The following is a 21,260-nucleotide window of genomic DNA, read 5'->3' as shown; positions in this document are numbered from 1 at the left end:
TTCTTTAAAATCGGATAATTAATAATCCATTTTTTCTTAAAGTTCTCCAAACTTCGCTTTTGGTAAAATCTGTAAATGAGAAACCCGTTTCTTCTTCGAAAGCTTCAGCGATAGTTTCTATCTTCATAAAACCTTCTTCATTATATATACTAAAAGACTCAATATTTTCTGCAATCCATTCTCCAAGGATTGGATGACATTCTATTTCTAAATCTTCTTTTTTATTGATGAAAATTAATTGAGCAAAATCTTCTTCCTCGTCAATATCAAGCATAGGTGTTTTTCCTAACCACAGCAAAGAATGTTTTCCTAATTCATGATCATCTTTCCCCTTTTCATGAAGATATTCTTCTATTAAATTAGGACCTAATGTTGTCGGTGAAACAGAGAAATTAAACCATCTTTGAACGGGTAAATCCAACTCTATACCATGCATATAGTTGAAAATTGAAGCTTTTAAACCTTCACTAAAACGAGAGTGTTTTGTACCAGTTGGATCCTTGTGTGGAAGGTCATTCCATGCAAATCCTTCAAACTCAAAATCATCTTTTTCAACTTTATATTCATCGGGGTTCAAACCCACAGGAGCATGTGCTGTCATAGCAAATTGATGCCAGAATCCTGAATGTAAACAGTGATTGCTAAACATCTGACGAACGACTTCTAAAGAATCTATAGTTTCTTGTTCTGTTTGAGTTGGGAATCCATACATAAGATAAGCATGTACCATGATTCCAGCTTCGCTAAAAGCTCTAGTCACTTGTGCTGCTTGTTTTACTGAGACTCCTTTTTTCATCAATTTCAGTAATCGATCAGAAGCTACCTCTATCCCTCCAGATACAGCAACACAGCCAGATAATTCAAGCAGTTTACATAAATCAGGAGTAAATGTTTTTTCAAATCGAATATTTCCCCACCATGTGATTTTAGTTCCTCTTCGAATCAATTCAATAGCAATATCTCTCAATGCTAAAGGAGGAGCTGCTTCATCTACAAAGTGAAAACCTGTCTGTCCTGTTTCTGCAACAATTCTTTCAATACGATCTACAATCATACTCGCTGGAGCTGGATCGTAGCGACCGATATAATCTAAAGAAATATCACAGAATGTACATTTCTTCCAATAACAACCATGAGCAACAGTCAATTTATTCCATCGACCATCATTCCATAATCTGTGCATTGGGTTTGCTACATCAATAACAGAAAGGTATTGATCTAAAAGTAAATCACTGTAATCAGGTGTTCCAACTTCACTATGTGGTATAACATTCTGAACTTTTTGATCAATGTATTGTAATTCTCCTTCAGGGTTGATCATAAAGGTCCTTTGTAATTGACTAGCTTTAATGTTTCCCTCTAAATATTTCATGAGATTCATCAAAGGGCCTTCACCATCATCCAAAGTGATATAATCCAAGTATTGGAATACACGGGGATCTTGTAACGTTCTTAATTCAGTATTAGGATAGCCTCCTCCCATTGCGACAGCAACTTTTGGGTGATTTTCCTTGATGTATTTCCCACATTTTAGTGCACCATATAAGTTTCCTGGAAAAGGAACAGTCATAGCGACTAAATCAGGAGAAATTAACGCTACCTTTTCTTCAAGAATTTCTAAAAGCCATTTATCAAGAATATGAGAAGGTTGATGCAGAGCTTCTTCTAAAGGAGTGAAATTGGTCGCAGACATTGCAATTCGCTCTGCATATCGACTAAAACCAAAATCTTCAGAGATGGCTTCAATAATAAAATCCCCTAAATCTTCTAAGTATAAAGTAGAAAGATATCTTGCTTTATCATTGATACCCATTGTACCAAAAGTCCAATCTACATTTTCTAATTGTTGAAATCTTTTGGCTCTTGGAAGGAAATTATCTTGACAAATACTGTGAGCGAGTGTATTGTCTTTGTTCTGTAAAAAGCGGATTACTGGAGTTATCGTTTCCAAGTAATCATCTTGAAGCATAAATATACGCTGAACATTATCAGAACATTCTCCAATGACTTCTTCTGCTTCATCAAATAAAGCAGTTAGACCTTCTTCACTAAATATTTTTAATACTAATTCCAGTCCTAAATCTACTTGATAAGCAGGAATGTTTTTTTCCCTTAAAAAGCCTTTTAAATAAGCTGTGGCAGGGTAAGGCGTATTTAATTGAGTAAGAGGAGGTGTAATTAATAATGTTTTGATGCTCATAATTGAGGTATTATTTAGAATCCTTCAAAGCTTTAAACAGAAAAAGGCACACAATGGTGCCTAATTGGGATTCATTTATTCCTGAAGAAGAAATGAATTTAGTTTATATTATATAGAATTACTTTTTAGGTAATTCTTTAGCGTCGCTTGTATTCGCCTTATTTTGTTCTTCTTTTTCAGCTTTTAATTTATCTACAACTTCTTTTTGAATAGCCTCTGCTGTCACGACATCTTTTTGAAGATAAAAAGCATAACTCTTATTGAAAGCTGTAGAATCAATATTATTTTTTGAATAAACACCAGCTTCTAAAAGTGCATATGCATTCATAGCCTCATCCTTAGGAAGGTGTTGTGTAGAGATCGTCGCTTCCGCTTTATAAAGATCTATCAAAATTGTCACCATCTTATCCTTTGGAATTAAATCCGCTGGAGCTTGTGGCTTTTCAGGACCACAACTTACAAGTAATAATCCTAATACGAGTAGATTAAATATTCTTTTCATAAAGGCAAAAATACCTAAAGAGTTTAGAAAGCATGAATCATATTATGTTACCACAGCTAAATTTGTGGTTAAATAGTGTTAAATGAGCGTACAAGTTGCTCACAACAATATGGTTGAACTAAATTTGGTAACTCGGAAGAGTGAATTTATAAAGAAGAAACACCGAATTGTAATGAAAGAACTGCTGAAAAAGTTAAGACGCTACGAAATTCGTATCAGAAAAGCGATCGACTCGCAGATGCAAGGCGATTTCCATTCTGTATTCAAAGGGTCCGGTTTAGAGTTCGATGATGTACGTCAATATCAATATGGAGACGACATTAGACACATAGATTGGAATGTGAGTGCAAAAGGTCACGGAACTTTTGTCAAAACATTTAAGGAAGAGAAAGAACAAAGTGTTTTCTTTGTAGTAGATGTAAGTGCCTCTCAGGATATAGGAAAGCAGGGAAGGAAAAAAATAGATGTTTCAAAAGAGATTACTGGGGTATTATCATTATCCGCTATCAAAGAAGCAAGTTCGATAGGACTATTATGTTTCTCTGACGATAAAGAAAGATATGTCAAACCTAATAAAGGACAGAAACATGCTTATCAATTATTTGGTGAGTTGTTTCGATTAAGACCTCGATCTCCAAAAACAAATATTGGAAGAGCTTTAGGACAAACATTAGCAATGCTTAAAAGAAAAAGTATTGTGATTATTGTATCTGACTTCGTAGATGAAGGTTACGAAAGGCATCTGAAAGCAATGTGTAGAAAGCATGATGTCATCGTAATCCATGTTGGAGATGACAGAGAAACTACTTTCCCAAGAATTGGTATTGCTCCGCTTTTTGATAAAGAAGCAGGTAAAACAATTTGGGTAAATACATCTTCAAAACAATTTAGAAATCGATTAGATAAATTTTATGCTCAAAATAGAGTGGGCTTAAGTGATCTAATCAGGAGAAATGGCGGAAATTATTTGTTTATCAACGCTCAGGAAGATTATGTTCCTCGTTTGATTAAACTATTTAAAGTTCGAAATTCAGCAAAAAAATAATTAGGGTTATCTGATAAAGCATATTCTAATGAATAACATTTTTAATAAAATACTTTTTATCACATTTGTACTAACAGCAAACTATTTGTTTGGACAGGAGGAAGAAAGTTCTCGACCTTATGGCCGATTTAATACGGATAGTATTATGCTTGGTCAGGAAGTACGATATACTTTGACTTTTGAACATGCACCTGACGAAGAAATTTTATTCCCAGATTCAACATATAATTTTGCTCCTTTTGAATTACAGGACAAAAATTACTTTCCTACAAGGACTGTAAATAATATCAGTGTTGACTGTGTAGAATATATTTTAGCAACCTACGATATAGATTCAGTTTATGAACTTGGTTTGCCTGTTTATATCATTAATAATGGAGAAAAAGATTCTACTTTAGCTTATTTGGATGGGTTGTTTTTTAAAGACCTCATTCCAGTAATGCCTGATTCTACACAATTATATGCCAATGTAGAGTACATGCCGGTTAAGCAGGAATTTAATTATCCTTATTTATTAATCTTCCTAGCAGTAGTTGTAGTAATTGCTTTAGTGGTATTAATTGGTTTTGGTGGAAAAATCAAAGAACACTTCAGAAAGAAAAAATTACAGAAACAATACGATCAATTCTTATTGAATTATACCAAGCATATCAAAGGAGAAATGTCTGTGATTAATGTAGAAGAATCTGTTGTATTGTGGAAATCTTTTATGACTTCAGTAATTGCACTTCCAATTCAAGCGATGACTTCAAAAGAAGCTGGACAAGCACTTCACTCTAAGGAGTTAGAAACTCAATTGAAAGTATTGGATAGAGTAATTTATGCAGGACAAGGAATAGAGGAAGCACAAAATGTTTTAGAAGAGCTAAAAGAGTGGGCAAAACAAGGGCAAGATTATGCCATGGAAAAGCCTGAAGGAGCATTTGTTTTTAAGAAATAAGAAAAGATTAAGTACAAAATAGTATGTACGATAATATATTATCATTCGATTGGTTTTTGCCATCTGTTTTAGAAAGTTTTGATTGGGGAAATCCTATTATCTTTTTTAAGATTTTAGGTATACCTGTTGTATTCTTAATTATTCCATCTCTCTTTTTAATACGATGGTTATTGAAGTACAATATTAGACAAAAATTAGATGTAGCATTACCTGATGGACATTTAAAGGCAGATTGGAGTACTTTTTTAAGATTTATTCCTCCTGTTGTTTTATCTATTGCATTGACCTTAATGTTAATTGCTTTAGCTCGACCTCAAAAGACCAATGAACAAATTGATCAATGGACAGAAGGTATTGATATCATGTTGATTCTTGATATTTCTCACTCTATGAAAATTGAGGATTTTGTTCCGAATAGAATGGAAGCAGCGAAGAAAGTAGCTACCCGTTTTATCGATGGTCGTATTCAAGATAGAATCGGTCTGGTTATTTTCTCTGGAGAAGCAATTTCTTATGCCCCATTGACGACAGATTATAGCTTATTGAAAAATTTAATCAAGGATATTGATTTTGATATGATCAAAGAACCGGGAACTGCAATAGGTGAAGCTTTGGGTGTTGCAATCAATAGAATGAGAGAATCTGAATCTAAAACGAAAGTGGCAATTTTACTCTCTGATGGTGAAAATACAGCAGGTAGTTTAGCACCAAAAGCGGCAGCAGAATTAGCATATGGTTTTGGTGTAAAAGTATATGCAATTGGTGTTGGTAAAGAAGGAAGAGTACCATACGGAACAGATATGTTTGGTCGTCCGAGGTATATTGAACAACATTTAGATGAAACAGCACTAAGAGAAATTGCAAAAATTGGTAAAGGAAAGTATTTTAGAGCTACAAACAATAGAGCATTAACTGCAATTTTTGATCAAATCGATCAATATGAGAAAGCAGAAATCAAAGAAACAAGATATAAGGATACAAAAGACTTCTATCAGATTTACTTGATTTGGGGAATTGCATTCTTCTTAATGTGGTTACTATTGAAGAGTACATTCTTAACAAATGCCTTAGAAGATTAAGTAAAGAAGGGAAGAAGAAAATATGGAATTAAGACGTTGGCATCTCATCATTGGCTTTTCTATTTTGTTTATCACCTATGCGATAGTTTTATTAAATATTCAAGTATTTAGTAAAAGCTACAAAACAAGGGCGGAAGCAAATATAGTAGAACGTGTCGTGGAATATCCTTTACGAGGAATGATTTATGACCGTAATGGAAAGTTATTAGCTTCAAATGCAGCAGTGTTTGATATTATGATTGTGCCTAAATATTTCAAGTTAGGAGAAGAAGATTCTGTTGAATTAGCTTCAATGCTTGATTATACTCTTGAAGAATTTAGAGATAATATTAAAAAAGCTAAAAGTTATTCTTGGTACAAACCTTCTATTTTCAAAAAGCAGCTAACTGAAACGGAATATGCTAAAATTCAAGACAGAATTATTCCTTATAAAGGTTTAAGTGTTCAAGCAAGAACAATTCGATCGTATCCTCATAAAAGTTTGGCTAATGCTTTAGGTTATGTAAAGGAAGTATCTCAAACTTTTTTGGATAAAACTGATACAGCTAATTATTATCAAAGTGGTGACCTTATTGGTAAAAGTGGTATTGAAAGATTTTACGAGGAGCAATTGAGAGGACAACGTGGTGTGAGTTACATCATGAAAAATGTAAAAGGTGTCACCAAAGGTAAATTTGAAGACGGTAAATTTGATACTATTCCAAGAGTTGGAGCTACTTTAACATCTTCTATTGATTTGGATTTACAAGCCTATGGAGAAATGTTAATGGGAAGAAAGAAAGGTGCTATAGTAGCAATTGATCCAAGTACAGGGGAAATTTTGGCAATGATTTCTGCTCCATCTTATGATCCAAATGAATTAACAGGAGAAGGTAAAAGAGTATCAAAAATATACAGTGGTTTATCTAGAAGTGAAGACAAACCATTATTTAACCGAGCCATGCAGTCACGTTATCCTCCGGGATCAACTTTTAAGACAGTCATGGCGATGATTGGTCTTCAAGATAGAGCTGTGGATACTTTAACTACTTATTTTAGTTGTAATAAACACTTAGTAGGTTGTCACGATCATAAAACACCATTAAATGTTGCAGGTTCAATCATTAATTCTTGTAACCCTTGGTATTATCAAGAAATCAGAAGAATACTTAATGATGAAGGTAAAAGATATGAAACTTCAGATCTTTTACGTAAAACATTAGATGATTGGAGAGAAAAAGTAATGGAATATGGTTTGGGTCGAAGATTAGGCGTTGATATGCCTTATGAAAAAGGCGGCTTAGTACCAAGTTCAAAACGCTATGACCGTGCTTACAAAGGTGGTGGTTGGAAAATTAGTACTATTCAGTCGATTAGTATTGGACAAGGTGAAGTATTAGCAATGCCCATTCAATTAGCTAATTTAGGAGCTATTATCGCCAATAGAGGCTATTATTATACCCCTCATATTATTAAAGATGTAGGAGGTGATGGTCCACTTAAGCAATACAAAGAGAAACATAAAGTCGATGTTAAACCCGAATATGTGGATCATATTGCAAGAGCTATGGCTGATGTACCTAGAATTGGTACTGCAAGAAGGGCATATAGCCCTGATATTGTAATTTGTGGTAAAACTGGTACTGCCCAAAACCCTCATGGAGAAGATCACTCTATATTTATGGGCTTTGCTCCATTATATAATCCTAAAATTGCCATTGCTGTTTATGTAGAGAATGCCGGTTTTGGTGGTACATGGGCTGCTCCTATTGCAAGTTTAATGATGGAGAAATATGTAAATGGAGAAGTAAAAAGACCTTATACAGAAAAATATGTCAATAGTGTCGATCTTATTCAACGTGAAAAGGACAGAAAAGAAAGAGAGAGAATCCTTAAGGAAAAAAGAGAAAAAGCAAGACAACGTCAATTAGAATTACAGAAGAGAAGACAAAATCAGAGAGACTCAGTTAGGGTGACGACTTCTTCTGCTGCTTAATTTTAATTAAGAGTTAAGAATGAAGAACTAAGAACGTAGTTAGTTTTAATTCCATATAAATAAAAAGAGTGAAGAACTAGATAATTCATCTAGTTCTTCACTCTTTCTGTTTTATTCTTAAGTGAAAAAACTTGTTTTCTATGAATTAGGCATAATTCCTTTGCTATAAATCGTATCCTTTACTGTCTGTTGGTATAGTCGTCCAATTGGAAGCATTTTTCCATTTTTAAGCTCAACTTGATTCCCTTCAATTGCATTTACTTTTTTAAGGGAAATAGCATACGATCTATGAATTCTGATAAATTCATCCTCTGGAAGATTTTCAAGAATCTTGGTCAATGTATAATGCACGACCATTTCAGTTTCTTTTGTATAAATCCTTAAATAATCTTTTAAGCTTTCCATATAGATAATATCATCTAAGAAAACTTTAAGCATCTTCTTTTCCACTTTTAAGAAAATGAAGCGTTCTTCTTCTTGACTTGTGACAGTTGAACCTGCCGAAACAGTAGCTGAAGTAGTTTTTGCTGGAGTTTTTGCAGCTTCTTTTGTATGAATAAACTGAGAAGCTTTATTAGCAGCTTTCAAAAAACGTTGGAATGAAATCGGCTTCAATAAGTAATCTAAAGCAGAGATTTCAAATCCTTCTAAAGCATACTCTCTATGTGCTGTTGTAAGAATTACTTCTGGTTTTTGTTCCAATGATTTTACAAAATCAATTCCTGTAAGCATTGGCATATTTATATCTAAAAATAGAAGATCAATTTTTTCATTTTGCAAAATATTAAATGCTTCAATTGCACTTTCACATTTTGCTACAATTTCAAATTCATTGAGACGCATCAAATAATTCTCAATCACCTTAATCGCTAAAGGTTCATCGTCTATAATTAGGCATTTTATTTTACTCATCTCTTGGAATTTTAAGTGTTACTTTAAAAATCTGTTCGCCATCATTTATGTCTAAAGAATAACGATTACCATACAATAATCCTAATCTTCTTTTTGCATTGACAAGACCGAAACCACCCGTCTTCGGTTTAGTTGTTTGATTACTTTTTATAGTAAAAGGAAGAGGAGTTTGGTCAATATTCGGATTTTCTACTTCAAAATTGATAAAATCATCTGTAATCTTCAAATGAAGTGAAATATCTATTTCATTTAGTTTATTCTTTGTCCCGTGTTTAAAGGTATTTTCAATAAAAGGGAGTAACAATAATTGGGGTACACGAACTCCGTCATCATCTCCTTCTACTTCAAATGTTAAATTTAAACGGTTACCGAATCGTAGCTTCTCAAGATCCAGGTAATTTTGCATATAATATAATTCATCTGAAAGCAATACTCTAGATTCTTTCTGATATAACATGTAACTCATCAACTCGGATAATTTAATCACAGCGTCTGGAGCATCATCACTTTTATCCAATGTCAAAGAATATATATTATTTAGTGTATTAAATAAGAAATGAGGTTGAATCTGTGATTTTAAAAGATTCAATTCCGTCATCATATTTTGCCTTTCTAATTCTCTGGTGCGTTTTTGATTTGCTATCCAATTGTGTGTCAGAGTAATAGAGGTGGTTATACCCAATACGTAGAGCTCTCCAGTAATAATGGCTACTACATGGTTAACACTAAAAATTTCAGCTTGAGTTCCCGCCTCAGGCCAAACAGGTAATAGGAATTGTTGCGTCAAAAATACTTTCGCATACATCATAACTATCAATGCAATAGATAAATGTATGAGGTATTGAACATATTTTCTTGAAGGAATAAACTTTGGTAGTAAATAATACGCATGATAATAGGTAAGTGGAATGTGTATCGCAAAGCCTATTACATTAGATTGGAATGAATAAGTATAGTCATCATAATAGCTTCCCCATCTTAATCCATTTAAAACAAAGTAAATTACCCAAAAGATAGTATGATATAATATAGGTTTCTGTGATTTTAGTGTCATCACTTCAGGGATATGTTCAAAAAAGTTGATATGTTCGTTGACATTTTTTGTATTAGTAGATATAGCCATAGTTAACTTACGTTTATTAATATCTCCTAATTAGATGTTAAATGTCAATGAGACAATTAAATTAGATTTAAAGCTATAAATATAGGATTTTATGACGTTTATCCATAGATGAATGCTGTTTATCCTAAAAATAATGTTGTATAACATTAGTTAACTACTGTTAATCTATTTTTTTAAAAAACCTTAAGTGTCTGTTATACATTTACGATATCAAGAATATGCAAAGGAGGGTTTCCTTTGTTTGTGGGCATAACTATTAATCTCTCTGTCCACATCGTCTGTTCATCTAACCTTCAGTTCAATATGAAAATCAGACTACTAACATTCGTCATTAGCTTGCTACTAATGACTAATTTCCTCTATGCACAAGAGAATCTTGTGAAAGGTGTAGTAAAAGAAAATGGCTCAGGAGAGCCTTTACCTGGAGTAAACGTACTTGTAAAAGGTACTACTACAGGGTCTACAACAAACTTTAATGGTGAATTTTCATTATCAGTTGATAAGGGAGCTACTCTAGTTTTCTCTTACATTGGTTATGTTTCTCAAGAAGTAGTTGTAGGTAACCAATCAACATTAAACATCTCTTTAGACGTAGATGCTGAACAACTTGATGAAGTTGTAGTAACAGCTTTTGGTATGGAAAGAGAATCTAAATCATTAGGTTACTCAGTACAAGAAGTAAAAGGAGATGATTTAGCAATCGCTAAAGAACCTAACGTAATCAACAACTTATCTGGTAAAGTTGCAGGTGTACAAATTACTAAAACAGCTGCTGGAGCAGGTGGATCTTCTCGTGTAGTAATTCGTGGTAACAGCTCTTTAACTGGATCAAACCAACCACTTTATATCGTGGATGGTGTGCCAATCGACAACTCTTCATTCTACTCTGCTCAAGGTTCTTACTGGGACGGTGGTGTAGACTACGGTGATGGTATTGGTGATTTGAATGCCGATGACATTGAGTCATTGTCAGTATTAAAAGGACCTGCAGCAGCAGCTTTATACGGTTCACGTGCAGGTGGTGGTGTTATCGTAATTAACACAAAAGCAGGTAAAAAAGAGCCAGGTATTCATGTAGAATACAATGGTAACTTTACAATGGAAAAGCCACTTATCATGCCTTCATACCAAAATGATTATGGTGTTGGTAGAGATGGTGCTATTCCAGATGAAAACCTAATTAGAGACCCTTCATATGCTCAAAGTAGCTGGGGTGCAAGAATGGAAGGACAATCTTATGTAGATTGGACAGGAAATCAATCAACTTACTCAGCTCAACCTGACAACGTAGAAGATTTCTTCCAAACTGGTACTACTATGACAAACTCTATTGCAGTTTCAGGTGGTTCTGAAAATGCTGACTTCAGAGTTTCTTATGCAAACTTACAAAACAAAGGTCTTATTCCTTCTAGCTCATTTGACAGAAACAACTTAGGTCTAAGAGGTCGTTTGAGAAGCGGAAAATTAACTTTCGATACAAAGATTAACTACGTAAATGTTCAAGGTAACAACAGAGCATACATGGCAGAGACAATGGAAAACCCTATGTTCTCATTTATTCAAATGCCAAGATCTGTTCGTACTTCTGATCTTAAAAACAACTACTTAAGAGACGGTGAGCATTACAACTTCACTTCAAGTAACTTTGTATTCAACCCTTACTTCTCTATCAATCACTCACCAAACTGGGATGAGAAAAATAGAGTAATTGCAATGGGTTCTGTAAAATATGACATCACGGAGAACTTAAACGTTCAAATCCGTCACTCAGCTGATATCTGGTCACACGAGCGTTATAGAACTGCTCCAAAAGGACAAAATGTTTATCACCAAGCTGGTCGTTTAACAAAAGATTTATTCAATGTACAAGAGCAAAATACTGACTTCTTAGTAAACTGGAAGAAAGATTTTGATAACGAATTATCAGTTGATGTTTTAGCAGGTGGTAACTTATTAAGACAAGAAGTTGTGCATAACCAAACACAAGCGAATGCTCTATTAGAAAGAGATTGGTATAGCTTCAATAATGCTGCTGATGGTACTGCTACTACAGAAAACTTAACTGAAAAAGAAGTACAATCATTATATGCTCAACTAAGACTTGCTTACAAAAACGTATTATTCGTAGATGCTACTGTAAGAAATGACTGGTCTTCATCTTTACCAACTCACACTAGTGGTTATATCTACCCTTCAGTTACTGCAGCTTTTGCATTCTCTGAATTATTAGATATCGATGAGTCAATCTTTACATTTGGTAAAGTAAGAGCTTCTTATGCTCAAGTTGGTTCTGATACTAACCCTTATGCTCAAACATTAAATTACTCAGTAATTACTCAAGATGTTATCAATGGTCAACCTGCTGGTTCAATTGGTAATGTAAATAATAGAGGTGATGATTTATTCATCGGTTTAGTAGATCCAAACATTGGTCCTGAAAGAACTACTTCAGTTGAATTAGGTGCTGATTTGAAATTCTTAAACAACAGAATTGGTTTAGACGTAACATACTACAATGCAGTTACTAGAGACCAAGTAATTCCTGTAACTCTTCCTTACACTACAGGTGCTCACTCAGTAGTGATAAACCAAGGTTCAATGAGAAACAAAGGTCTCGAAGTATTATTAACTGCTGATGTTCTTAAGAAAGCAAATGGTCTTAACTGGACAGCAGGTGTTAACTTTACTAGAAACACTAACTCATTAGAGGAATTATATGAAGAAGAAGGTTTAACACAAATCTTATTAAACAAGTCTGCTAGAGGTGAAGCAAATATCTTTGCTGAAGTTGGAAAGCCATTTGGTGAAATCAAAGGTGCTAGACTTGAAAGAGCTTCTAACGGTTTACCTCAATTAAACGAGGATGGTAACCTTAGCTTACAAGCTGACGAAAACGGTAATGGAATGCTTTCATTAGGTAACATTACTCCTGATTATATGCTTGGTTTAGTGAACACTTTCACTTACAAAAACATCATGTTAAATGTAGTGATTGACGCTAAAGTAGGTGGTGATATGTTCTCTTACACTAACTATGCTTTACACCAAAATGGTAACCACCAAACTACTGCTGATCAAAGAAACGCAGGTGGTGTGAAAGTAATGGATGCTAATGGTAACGAACAAATGATGGATACTCAAGAGTACTACCGTCAAATCGGTGCTTCAAACGTAGCTGATGACTTTGTAAAAGATGCATCATATGTGAAGTTAAGAGAATTGAGTATTGGTTATAATCTTCCTCAAAAATGGACACAAAAGGTATTCGTGAAACAAGCTTCTTTATCATTCGTAGGTAGAAACTTAATGTTCTTCTACAACGGTATGGACGGTATCGACCCTGAGTCAATTGTATCTAGAGGTATGTTAGGTATTGAGTATGCTGCTCTTCCTTCAACTGCTAGCTATGGTTTCAACTTAAACCTACAGTTCTAATAAATAATGTAGAATCTGGTAAGGTAGTCTCAAACTGCCTTACCTCTATTCAACATTTTATTCACCAGAAATAATAGAGAATCATGAAATTTACTAAATCTCTTAAAAATATATTGTTGGCAGGGTCATTATTCGGAGCATTTGCTTGTACAGATGACTTCGAGGAGTTAAACACTAACCCTAACAACCCAACAAAACCTTCTCCTGCACAAACTTTTACTTTTACGCAATTAGCGGTAGCAGGTGTTGGTCACGAGACATCACGTCTTAATTCATTAACAACAGGTCAAATTGGTATGCACTACGTAGGTGCTTGGGGTGACTCAAGAGTTTGGCTTACGGGTAACGGTCCTGTTTGGGTTGGAGAATATTGGAATAAGTCTTACGTAAAAATCGTAGGTAACTTAGAAGTAGCTATTAAGGATGTAAAAGAAGATGATGCTGATCCAGCAAAATTGGCTATCCTTGATGTATGGAAAGTATACAATGCTCACCGTATCACAGATATCTATGGACATATCCCATACTTTAACGCAGGTAAAGGTTTTGCAGCAGCTGAAGCTGGAGAACAATTAACACAAGACCTTCTTAAGCCTAAGTATGACGAACAAAGTGCTATTTATGCAGATATGATAGCTAAATTGGACAATGCAGTTCAAGTTTTAGGTACTGCAGGTAACTCTTTTGGATCTGCTGATTTAGTTTACGGTGGTGATCACTCAATGTGGCAAAAATTAGCCAACTCATTACGTTTAAGATTAGCAACTCGTATTGGAGATGCGGCTAAAGTAACTGAAGCTTTAGGTGCTCCATTGATCGAAACAAATGCAGATATTGCTTTAATTCCTTTCACAGGTGAAGGTGATGTTTGGAACTTAGGTTCTAACGGTGATGCATTCTCATTCGATTGGGGTGGTGCTTTCCCTTCTCAAGCGATCTTAAATGCGATGAACCAAAGAAATACTGATGTAGCAGATGATGATCCTCGTTTACCAGTATTCTTTACAAATTCATATGATGATAACGGAACTACCGTTACTATAGATTGGTTTGATGCACAATTAATGCATGGTGAAGATATTTCGGCAAGAAATGTAGGTTTCGGAGCGAACAGAGCAAATATTGGTTCTTATGACACTCCTGAATTTGTAGCAACTCCTATGGAAGTCGCTTTCTTAAGAGCAGAACATGAAAGTGATCCTGCAATGCAATTACAGTACTTTACTGAAGGTGTAAACTTATCATTAGAGTATTATGGTTTAGGTTCAGATGTAGAAACAAACTACCCTGCTTTCTGGGCATCAGTTAAAGCAAACTTTGATGCTAACCCAACTGCTGAAATCTTAAAGCAAAAGTGGATTGGTTTAATTGGTAATGGACCTGAAGCATATGCTGAAGTAAGAAGAAACTCAGATATCTTCTTTGGTACTATCTTCGTTCCTGGTGTAGATTACAAAGCTACATCTCAAGGTAATGATGGTGGTTTTGATGAGTATTTCCAATGGAAAATTGCTTATCCTGCTTCTGAAGCTGCAACAAACTTGGATAACATGAATGCAGCGAACAGTATGCCTCAAAACTTCTGGTGGAACTAATAATTCATCAGAGTAGAATTGAATTTAGGTGAATAATAATATAACGGACAATGAATTACATACAAGCAGAGGATAACTATTCCTCTGCCTGTTTCAATCTCCTTATTGTATTATTCGTGAAAATAGTGAAAGGTCTCACAGATGTGGGACCTTTTTTTTGTACTATAATTTTTCTTGATCTATGATATTTTTATTTTCCATTACTGAAAAGTAAGACGTTAAAATTAATTATATCGTCTTAATGAATGTTAGTCTTTAAACCTTCTTGACATAGTTTCAGTAAAATACTATAAATCATTTACAAAGTATCTTTACATTTAGATGCCTATTAAAAATGAGAAAATCGATCCGGTTTCATTCTAAACAATCAAAATATTAACAACATGAAAAATCTAAATAAGTTTATATTATCAGCAGCTTTGTTCTTTGGAGTGGCTTTTTTAGTGACTTCTTGTTCATCAACAAAAATTTACACAGACTACAAGCCAGGTACTGATTTTACAACGTACAAAACGTTCAGTATCCTACCTTGGCAAAAAACAAACGCCAAAGTCAATGAGTTTGATAGAGAAAGAGTCAAAAATGCTGTAATTTCAAATATGGAGACATTAGGGTATACTTACTCAGAAAAAGATACTTTAGCAGATCTTCAAGTAGGAATGGTATTTACTACAAAAGAAAAGAAAAGTGTAACATCATATAATGCCGGATACGGTGGATGGTATGGACCTTGGGGCATGGGTGCAACTCATTACTCAGAATATGATTACACAGAAGGAACTTTTGTAATTGATATCTTTGATACAAAGCAAAAGAAATTACTATGGGAAGCTGCAGCTGTAAGCACTCTTACAGAAAGACAAGAAAGCCCTGTAGTTAGAGAAAGAAATATCAACCGCTTCGTTAAGAGTATTTTTAATAAATACCCGGTGAAATAGATATAATAAAATCATCTCTTAAAAAGCCTAATGAATAAATTCTATTCATTAGGCTTTTTTTTGTGTAATTAACCAATTATATTTAGTATTACAAATCATGCTACTTTTAATTCAATCTTTATCTATAAATATAACTTTACTCTATTATGAAGTTCTTTTACCTAATAGCTTCAATGCTATTACTTTTACTATCTACAAATTTCACTACTCTTGCTCAAGAATATCAAGGGCAAGACCAAGTAGAAACAAAAGTGAAAAAAGTAGTCAAAAACAAATTTCTTAAAAATGGTTTTAATATTGATTTCAATATTACATTTCCAAATTCAGATTACATGAGGTCATATGATTATTACAATTTTAGAATGTCAAACTATGACTCATGGTCTAATAATCTAATGTTTGGTGTTCAAGTTGGAAACAACTGGTATCTATTAAGAGGAAATAAAATGGGGTTGGCCATTAATGTAAACTGGTTTGATATCAATTATGGTGAAATTGATACTTATATTAATGGAAATCAGGAAGGTTATGATATCTTAGATATGTCATTTCTAAAATTAGGTCCAAAATTTACCTTTCAAGTATTAAAGAATTTAGGTGTGAATGTTTACTATAATATTAGACCTACTTTGATAATGTTAGAGGCAAATTATATTGATGATGAAATGATGGCAGGGTTAAATCATTCTGTGGGTCTCTCATTTAGATCTGGTCTTCTTTCTTTAGGAGTAGAAGCCAATTTTGGTAATGTAACAATAGATGGAGATAATGATTTTACAACCTTAGGTTTAACAGATCTTGATACCTCAACTATGAAAGTTCAATTAGGTTTTTTCTTGTAAGAATAAAACAAAAAAGCGAGATAACTTATCAGTTTAAGTTATCTCGCTTTTTCACTAAATTCTCCCTTTAATATGATAATCATGTCGATTGGGCTGATTTAAGGAGACCATCTCTGCAATAAAACCAGTCATAAACATTTGGCAACCAATAATTACAGCAGTTAATGCTAGGTAAAATAAAGGTTGTTCTACCACTTGTCTTTTTACTGGAAGATGATTAAAAGATAAATAAACCTTCTCTCCTATCAACCATAATGCGGCTAATGAACCAGTCATAAATGAAAGTGTTCCCAATAAACCAAAGAAATGCATTGGAGCTTTTTTGAATCGAGAAACGAAAGTAATCGACATTAAGTCTAAGAAACCATTAATAAAGCGTTCTAGACCAAATTTTGTCGTTCCATATTTTCTTGCTCTATGTTGAACGGGTTTTTCGCCAATTTTTGAAAATCCATTCCATTTGGCAATAACAGGTATGTAGCGGTGCATTTCCCCATATACCTCAATACCTTGCACACAATTCAACTTATACGCTTTCAAACCGCAATTGAAGTCATTTAATTTGATACCCGATAATAAACGAGTAGCAGCATTAAATAACTTGGTTGGGATGGTTTTGGTAATTGGATCATATCTTTTTTCCTTCCATCCAGAAACAATATCATACCCTTCTTCTAAAACCATTCTTCTTAGTTCAGGTATTTCGTCTGGACTATCTTGAAGGTCTGCATCCATTGTAATCACTACTTCACCTTTTACAGCCTGGAAACCAATCTGAAGTGCAGCAGATTTACCATAGTTTCTTTGGAAACGAATTCCATGAACGTAGTCAAATTTCTTTTTTAAATCGACAATGATATCCCAAGAATTATCAGTACTACCGTCGTCAATTAGATATATTTCTCCATTGATCTTTTCTTGTTGAAAGACTTTATCAATCCAACTGACTAATTCAGGGAGTGATTCTTCCTCATTAAGTAAAGGAATGACAACAGAAACATCTATTTTATTTTCTTCCATAATTGGATGTTGAAGCTTGTTTTTTAATTATCGAATTCGCCATTCATTGGTTCTCTTTTCATCAATTTAGCAGTAATTAATGATAAAAGGAATCCAAGAAATGTAAAAAGGATTGTGTTAGAAATATATTGAGAAGCAGATCGAACAGTCTTACTAAATTCCTCAATTGCTAATTCATTGTCAGGAAAAAAGTCAGGAGCTTGTTTAATAAACTCTTTAACGGCTTCGATTTGTAATAAAACGGATCTATCATCAATATAGGTAACATAAAAATATTGGAAGATATAGTAAATACTTGCAGCAACTAATGCTAAGATAGTTCCTAAATTTCTTCCTTGTTTGAATGAAAGTGCATTGCCATTCATTGACCTAAATTCTCTAAAAGCAAAGATATAGGTATTAATGATAATAAATAAACTTAAGTAGATCCATAAGAAGGGATCTAATGATTTTCCTAATTCGACAAGAAAAGCATTGTAACCAAATTGGAATAAACCTAAGATAATAGCATACTTTATTGCCGTTGGTCTATATGAAAGTTGATTTTCCATTATGATAGAAGTTTCTTAAGCTCATTTAATTTTAACATTGCCTCAATTGGTGTCATTGTATTAACATCAATTTTTTCAAATTCTTCTTTTAATTTTTTGGCAACAGGATCTACAGCATCAAAAATAGACAATTGATAATTATCTTTCGGTACTTCTTTGATTCTTTCTGTATTCTTTTCCTTCCGTTTATCTTGTTCCAAGTGCTCTAAAATCTCTTCAGATCTACGAACAACTTTTGGTGGCATACCCGCTAATTGGGCAACGTGTATACCAAAACTGTGTTCACTTCCACCCTCTTTTAGTTTTCTCAAGAAAATGATTTTCTTCTTATGTTCTTTTACAGAGACATTAAAATTCCTGATACGAGGGAAATCTTCTGCTAACTCATTCAATTCATGATAATGTGTAGCGAAAAGTGTCTTTGCTCTTGCTTTTTTATGATTGTGAAGGTATTCAACAATCGCCCAAGCAATAGATACACCATCATATGTACTTGTACCTCGACCAATTTCATCCATCAAGATTAAACTTCTGTCAGAAATGTTATTCAAGATACTTGCTGTTTCAGTCATCTCTACCATAAAAGTAGATTCACCTTTAGAAAGGTTATCAGATGCACCTACACGAGTAAAAACCTTATCAACGATACCAATTGTAGCAGTTTTTGCTGGAACAAAAGATCCCATTTGAGCCATTAATACAATCAAGGCAGTTTGACGAAGTAAAGCAGACTTACCAGACATGTTAGGACCAGTAATTACCATAATTTGTTGTTCATCTGTATCCAAATAAACATCATTTGGTACATATGGATCATCAGCAGAAAGTTGCCTTTCGATAACCGGATGACGTCCTTCCTTGATAGATAAGGCTTTATCAGCAGTAATTTTAGGTTTTACATAATTACACTCTAATGCATTGGTAGCAAAAGAAAGTAAACAATCCAACTTCGCTAATGTAGCGGCGGTTTGTTGGATAGGTGTAATATATTCGGTAGCAGCGTGGATAAGATCCATGAAAAGTTTATTCTCAATGACAGAAATTTGAGATTCTGCATTTAAAATTTTCTCTTCGTACTGTTTTAATTCCTCTGTGATATAACGTTCTGCATTGACCAAAGTAGACTTTCTAATCCACTCAGCAGGCACTTTATCTTTATGAGTATTACGCACTTCAAGGTAATAACCGAATACTTTATTATATCCGATTTTTAAAGAAGGAATACCTGTTCTCTCACTTTCTCTTTCCTGAATTTTTTGTAAGAAATCCTTTCCAGAATGAGAAATAGCTCTCAATTCATCCAACTCAGTATCTACACCTGTTCGGATTATATTTCCTTGAGCAGGGTTTAATGGTGGATTATCTTGCATTTCTTTTTCAATACGGTCGACTAAAACCTGACAAGTATTGATTTGGTCTGCAATGCTTTGGATTTCAGTGTGCTTAATCTTAGCTAATTGTTCTTTAATCGGAGCAGCATGTTGTAATGCTTTCTTGATAAAAACAATTTCTCTGGGGTTTACTCTTCCTACAGCAACTTTTGAAATTAATCTTTCAATATCTGTTACCTGACGAAGATGTCCCAAAATATCATCAGCTGTATCTTCTTCTTCTGTAAAATATTGAACGACATTAAGTCTAGCTTCAATGCTTTTTTGATCTTTAAGTGGAAGAACAGTCCATTTCTTTAATAAACGTGCCCCCATTGGAGTCACACAATTATCCATGATTTCAATCAATGGAATACCGCCATCATTTTGAGGGAAGATTAATTCTAAACTTCTGGCAGTAAATTTATCCAACCAAACGTATTTATCTTCTTGAATACGGCTGATTTGATGTATATGATCGATATGATGATGCTCTGTTAATTCTAGATAATTAAGAATTGCACCAGCAGCGATGATGGCTAAAGGAAGGTTTTCAATACCAAAACCTTTTAAATTCTTAGTATTGAAATGAGAAGTTAATTTATCATAGCCATATTCAGATGTATACACCCAATCATCTTGGCGGAAAGTTGGGTAAGCATCTCCAAATAACTCAGTGTATTGCTCTTGTTCAGTTCTACAATACAAAACCTCAGAAGGAGCAAAACCTTGTAATAACTTATCGATATAGTTCTTGTCTCCTTGAGCAACAAAAAACTCACCAGTAGAAATATCAAGAAAAGATATTCCTAAGTCATTTTTGTGAATATGAATAGCTGCAAGGTAGTTGTTTTGTTTTACGCTAAGAACATTGTCATTCATCGACACACCTGGCGTGACCAATTCGGTGATTCCTCTTTTGACAACACCTTTTGCCGTTTTAGGATCTTCTAATTGATCTACAATCGCAACTCTTTGTCCTGCCTTAACTAATTTAGGAAGATATGTATCCAAAGAATGATGAGGAAATCCAGCTAAAGCAGTTTCAGAAGCAGAGCCATTTGATCTTTTTGTTAATACAATATCAAGGATCTTGCTCGCAGTCACTGCATCATCACCAAACGTCTCATAAAAATCACCAACTCTGAATAATAACATAGCAGTAGGGTGCTTAGCTTTTATAGCATTAAACTGCTTCATCATCGGAGTTTCCTTCTTTGTCTTTGTCTTCCCCAAGGTTTTATTTGATTAGTTAAATGTGTTGCTATCTATGTAGTATTATTCATAGATAAACTCATAAGATGCAAATTTAATGAAAGCATTGATTAATGAACTTATTCAATGTTAAAATTTTCTTTATTACATAATAATCAAAGCAAAATAAGTAGCTGAATTGAAGATGAATTTTTGCATTTTATGAGTGGTTTACGATTTTATATTTTGTTTGAAATCTAAGGCAAAATAGACTTAAAGAGCATTGATATTCTTAATAGGAGTAAAACATATTAAGAGAGCTATATTGAATACAAATGAGATAAAACAGGATAATTTTTATAATTAAAACGAATTAAAAGGTATTTTAACGTAAATAAAAAATGAAGATTTAACTAACTAATATTCAGATTTTCAATAAGTTATATTTGAATGTTGACAAAAAGTAATAATAATCAACTTAGAGAATTGATAATAAATTGATTAAGACTACATTTTTTAAGACTTTTGTGCATACTTCT

General features: G+C 33.7%; 15 protein-coding genes. 8 read left to right on the top strand and 7 right to left on the bottom strand.

Translation table 11 applies throughout. From position 1 onward, the window contains the following. Positions 1-4: 4 nt before the first annotated feature. On the bottom strand, positions 5-2,200 hold the full coding sequence (locus ACXAHM_RS11325; protein ID WP_474960553.1) for a B12-binding domain-containing radical SAM protein: 2,196 nt from the start codon (positions 2,198-2,200) through the stop codon (positions 5-7). 118 nt (positions 2,201-2,318) lie between these two features. After that, entirely contained in the window at positions 2,319-2,702 is a 384-nt protein-coding gene (locus ACXAHM_RS11320) for a DUF4296 domain-containing protein (RefSeq protein WP_474960552.1), read from the bottom strand. A 172-nt stretch (positions 2,703-2,874) separates the two neighbouring features. Between ACXAHM_RS11320 and ACXAHM_RS11315 the strand changes: the two genes are divergently transcribed. Genes ACXAHM_RS11315 through mrdA form a run of 4 tightly spaced genes read left to right on the top strand, consistent with a single transcriptional unit; the run spans position 2,875 to position 7,741 of the window. Then, on the top strand, positions 2,875-3,747 hold the full coding sequence (locus ACXAHM_RS11315) for a DUF58 domain-containing protein (RefSeq protein ID WP_474960551.1): 873 nt from the start codon (positions 2,875-2,877) through the stop codon (positions 3,745-3,747). 28 nt (positions 3,748-3,775) lie between these two features. Then, complete coding sequence (locus ACXAHM_RS11310) at positions 3,776-4,687, top strand: hypothetical protein (RefSeq protein WP_474960550.1); 912 nt, start codon at positions 3,776-3,778, stop codon at positions 4,685-4,687. Positions 4,688-4,710: 23 nt separating this feature from the next. Beyond that, the gene (locus ACXAHM_RS11305; protein ID WP_474960549.1) at positions 4,711-5,766 is read left to right on the top strand and encodes a vWA domain-containing protein; all 1,056 of its coding nucleotides are present in this window, start codon (positions 4,711-4,713) and stop codon (positions 5,764-5,766) included. A 22-nt stretch (positions 5,767-5,788) separates the two neighbouring features. Then, a complete protein-coding gene (gene mrdA, locus ACXAHM_RS11300; protein WP_474960548.1) occupies positions 5,789-7,741 on the top strand; it encodes a penicillin-binding protein 2 in 1,953 nt (650 codons plus the stop codon). A gap of 138 nt (positions 7,742-7,879) precedes the next feature. Here mrdA and ACXAHM_RS11295 read toward each other — a convergent pair whose 3' ends face one another. Both ACXAHM_RS11295 and ACXAHM_RS11290 read right to left on the bottom strand, forming a co-directional pair. Continuing rightward, a complete protein-coding gene (locus ACXAHM_RS11295) occupies positions 7,880-8,653 on the bottom strand; it encodes a LytR/AlgR family response regulator transcription factor (protein WP_474960547.1) in 774 nt (257 codons plus the stop codon). Then, positions 8,646-9,776 carry a sensor histidine kinase gene (locus ACXAHM_RS11290; RefSeq protein WP_474960546.1) on the bottom strand — a complete coding sequence of 377 codons (1,131 nt, stop codon included), beginning with the start codon at positions 9,774-9,776 and terminating at the stop codon, positions 8,646-8,648. Before ACXAHM_RS11290 ends, ACXAHM_RS11295 begins: the two co-directional genes overlap by 8 nt. A gap of 303 nt (positions 9,777-10,079) precedes the next feature. On the opposite strand from ACXAHM_RS11290, the gene ACXAHM_RS11285 reads away from it, so the two are divergent. The 4 genes from ACXAHM_RS11285 (at position 10,080) to ACXAHM_RS11270 (ending at position 16,586) form a co-directional block, all read left to right on the top strand. Next, positions 10,080-13,211, top strand: a complete 3,132-nt coding sequence (locus ACXAHM_RS11285) for a SusC/RagA family TonB-linked outer membrane protein (RefSeq protein WP_474960545.1) — start codon at positions 10,080-10,082, stop codon at positions 13,209-13,211. 83 nt (positions 13,212-13,294) lie between these two features. Beyond that, a complete protein-coding gene (locus ACXAHM_RS11280) occupies positions 13,295-14,806 on the top strand; it encodes a SusD/RagB family nutrient-binding outer membrane lipoprotein (protein ID WP_474960544.1) in 1,512 nt (503 codons plus the stop codon). Positions 14,807-15,189: 383 nt separating this feature from the next. Beyond that, a complete protein-coding gene (locus ACXAHM_RS11275; protein ID WP_474960543.1) occupies positions 15,190-15,744 on the top strand; it encodes a DUF4136 domain-containing protein in 555 nt (184 codons plus the stop codon). A 146-nt stretch (positions 15,745-15,890) separates the two neighbouring features. Beyond that, entirely contained in the window at positions 15,891-16,586 is a 696-nt protein-coding gene (locus ACXAHM_RS11270) for a hypothetical protein (protein WP_474960542.1), read from the top strand. 54 nt (positions 16,587-16,640) lie between these two features. Here the strand turns inward: ACXAHM_RS11270 and ACXAHM_RS11265 are convergent, their stop codons facing one another. Genes ACXAHM_RS11265 through mutS form a run of 3 tightly spaced genes read right to left on the bottom strand, consistent with a single transcriptional unit; the run spans position 16,641 to position 20,730 of the window. Then, complete coding sequence (locus ACXAHM_RS11265; protein ID WP_474960541.1) at positions 16,641-17,606, bottom strand: glycosyltransferase family 2 protein; 966 nt, start codon at positions 17,604-17,606, stop codon at positions 16,641-16,643. A 23-nt stretch (positions 17,607-17,629) separates the two neighbouring features. Then, the gene (locus ACXAHM_RS11260) at positions 17,630-18,157 is read right to left on the bottom strand and encodes a DUF4199 domain-containing protein (protein ID WP_474960540.1); all 528 of its coding nucleotides are present in this window, start codon (positions 18,155-18,157) and stop codon (positions 17,630-17,632) included. Next, positions 18,157-20,730, bottom strand: a complete 2,574-nt coding sequence (mutS, locus tag ACXAHM_RS11255) for a DNA mismatch repair protein MutS (RefSeq protein ID WP_474960629.1) — start codon at positions 20,728-20,730, stop codon at positions 18,157-18,159. The genes ACXAHM_RS11260 and mutS overlap by 1 nt, the downstream gene beginning before the upstream one ends. Between the last annotated feature and the right edge of the window lie 530 nt (positions 20,731-21,260).

It is taken from the genome of Flammeovirga sp. AWQ4_249 (assembly GCF_056161045.1).
This window is presented reverse-complemented; position numbering and strand designations above follow the sequence as displayed.

What these genes read in the sequence shown, in the direction of transcription:
- ACXAHM_RS11325 (WP_474960553.1), bottom strand. Translation starts at nt 2,200, where the DNA reads ATGAGCATCAAAACATTATTAATTACACCTCCTCTTACTCAATTAAAT.
- ACXAHM_RS11320 (WP_474960552.1), bottom strand. Translation starts at nt 2,702, where the DNA reads ATGAAAAGAATATTTAATCTACTCGTATTAGGATTATTACTTGTAAGT.
- ACXAHM_RS11315 (WP_474960551.1), top strand. Translation starts at nt 2,875, where the DNA reads ATGAAAGAACTGCTGAAAAAGTTAAGACGCTACGAAATTCGTATCAGA.
- ACXAHM_RS11310 (WP_474960550.1), top strand. Translation starts at nt 3,776, where the DNA reads ATGAATAACATTTTTAATAAAATACTTTTTATCACATTTGTACTAACA.
- ACXAHM_RS11305 (WP_474960549.1), top strand. Translation starts at nt 4,711, where the DNA reads ATGTACGATAATATATTATCATTCGATTGGTTTTTGCCATCTGTTTTA.
- mrdA (WP_474960548.1), top strand. Translation starts at nt 5,789, where the DNA reads ATGGAATTAAGACGTTGGCATCTCATCATTGGCTTTTCTATTTTGTTT.
- ACXAHM_RS11295 (WP_474960547.1), bottom strand. Translation starts at nt 8,653, where the DNA reads ATGAGTAAAATAAAATGCCTAATTATAGACGATGAACCTTTAGCGATT.
- ACXAHM_RS11290 (WP_474960546.1), bottom strand. Translation starts at nt 9,776, where the DNA reads ATGGCTATATCTACTAATACAAAAAATGTCAACGAACATATCAACTTT.
- ACXAHM_RS11285 (WP_474960545.1), top strand. Translation starts at nt 10,080, where the DNA reads ATGAAAATCAGACTACTAACATTCGTCATTAGCTTGCTACTAATGACT.
- ACXAHM_RS11280 (WP_474960544.1), top strand. Translation starts at nt 13,295, where the DNA reads ATGAAATTTACTAAATCTCTTAAAAATATATTGTTGGCAGGGTCATTA.
- ACXAHM_RS11275 (WP_474960543.1), top strand. Translation starts at nt 15,190, where the DNA reads ATGAAAAATCTAAATAAGTTTATATTATCAGCAGCTTTGTTCTTTGGA.
- ACXAHM_RS11270 (WP_474960542.1), top strand. Translation starts at nt 15,891, where the DNA reads ATGAAGTTCTTTTACCTAATAGCTTCAATGCTATTACTTTTACTATCT.
- ACXAHM_RS11265 (WP_474960541.1), bottom strand. Translation starts at nt 17,606, where the DNA reads ATGGAAGAAAATAAAATAGATGTTTCTGTTGTCATTCCTTTACTTAAT.
- ACXAHM_RS11260 (WP_474960540.1), bottom strand. Translation starts at nt 18,157, where the DNA reads ATGGAAAATCAACTTTCATATAGACCAACGGCAATAAAGTATGCTATT.
- mutS (WP_474960629.1), bottom strand. Translation starts at nt 20,730, where the DNA reads ATGATGAAGCAGTTTAATGCTATAAAAGCTAAGCACCCTACTGCTATG.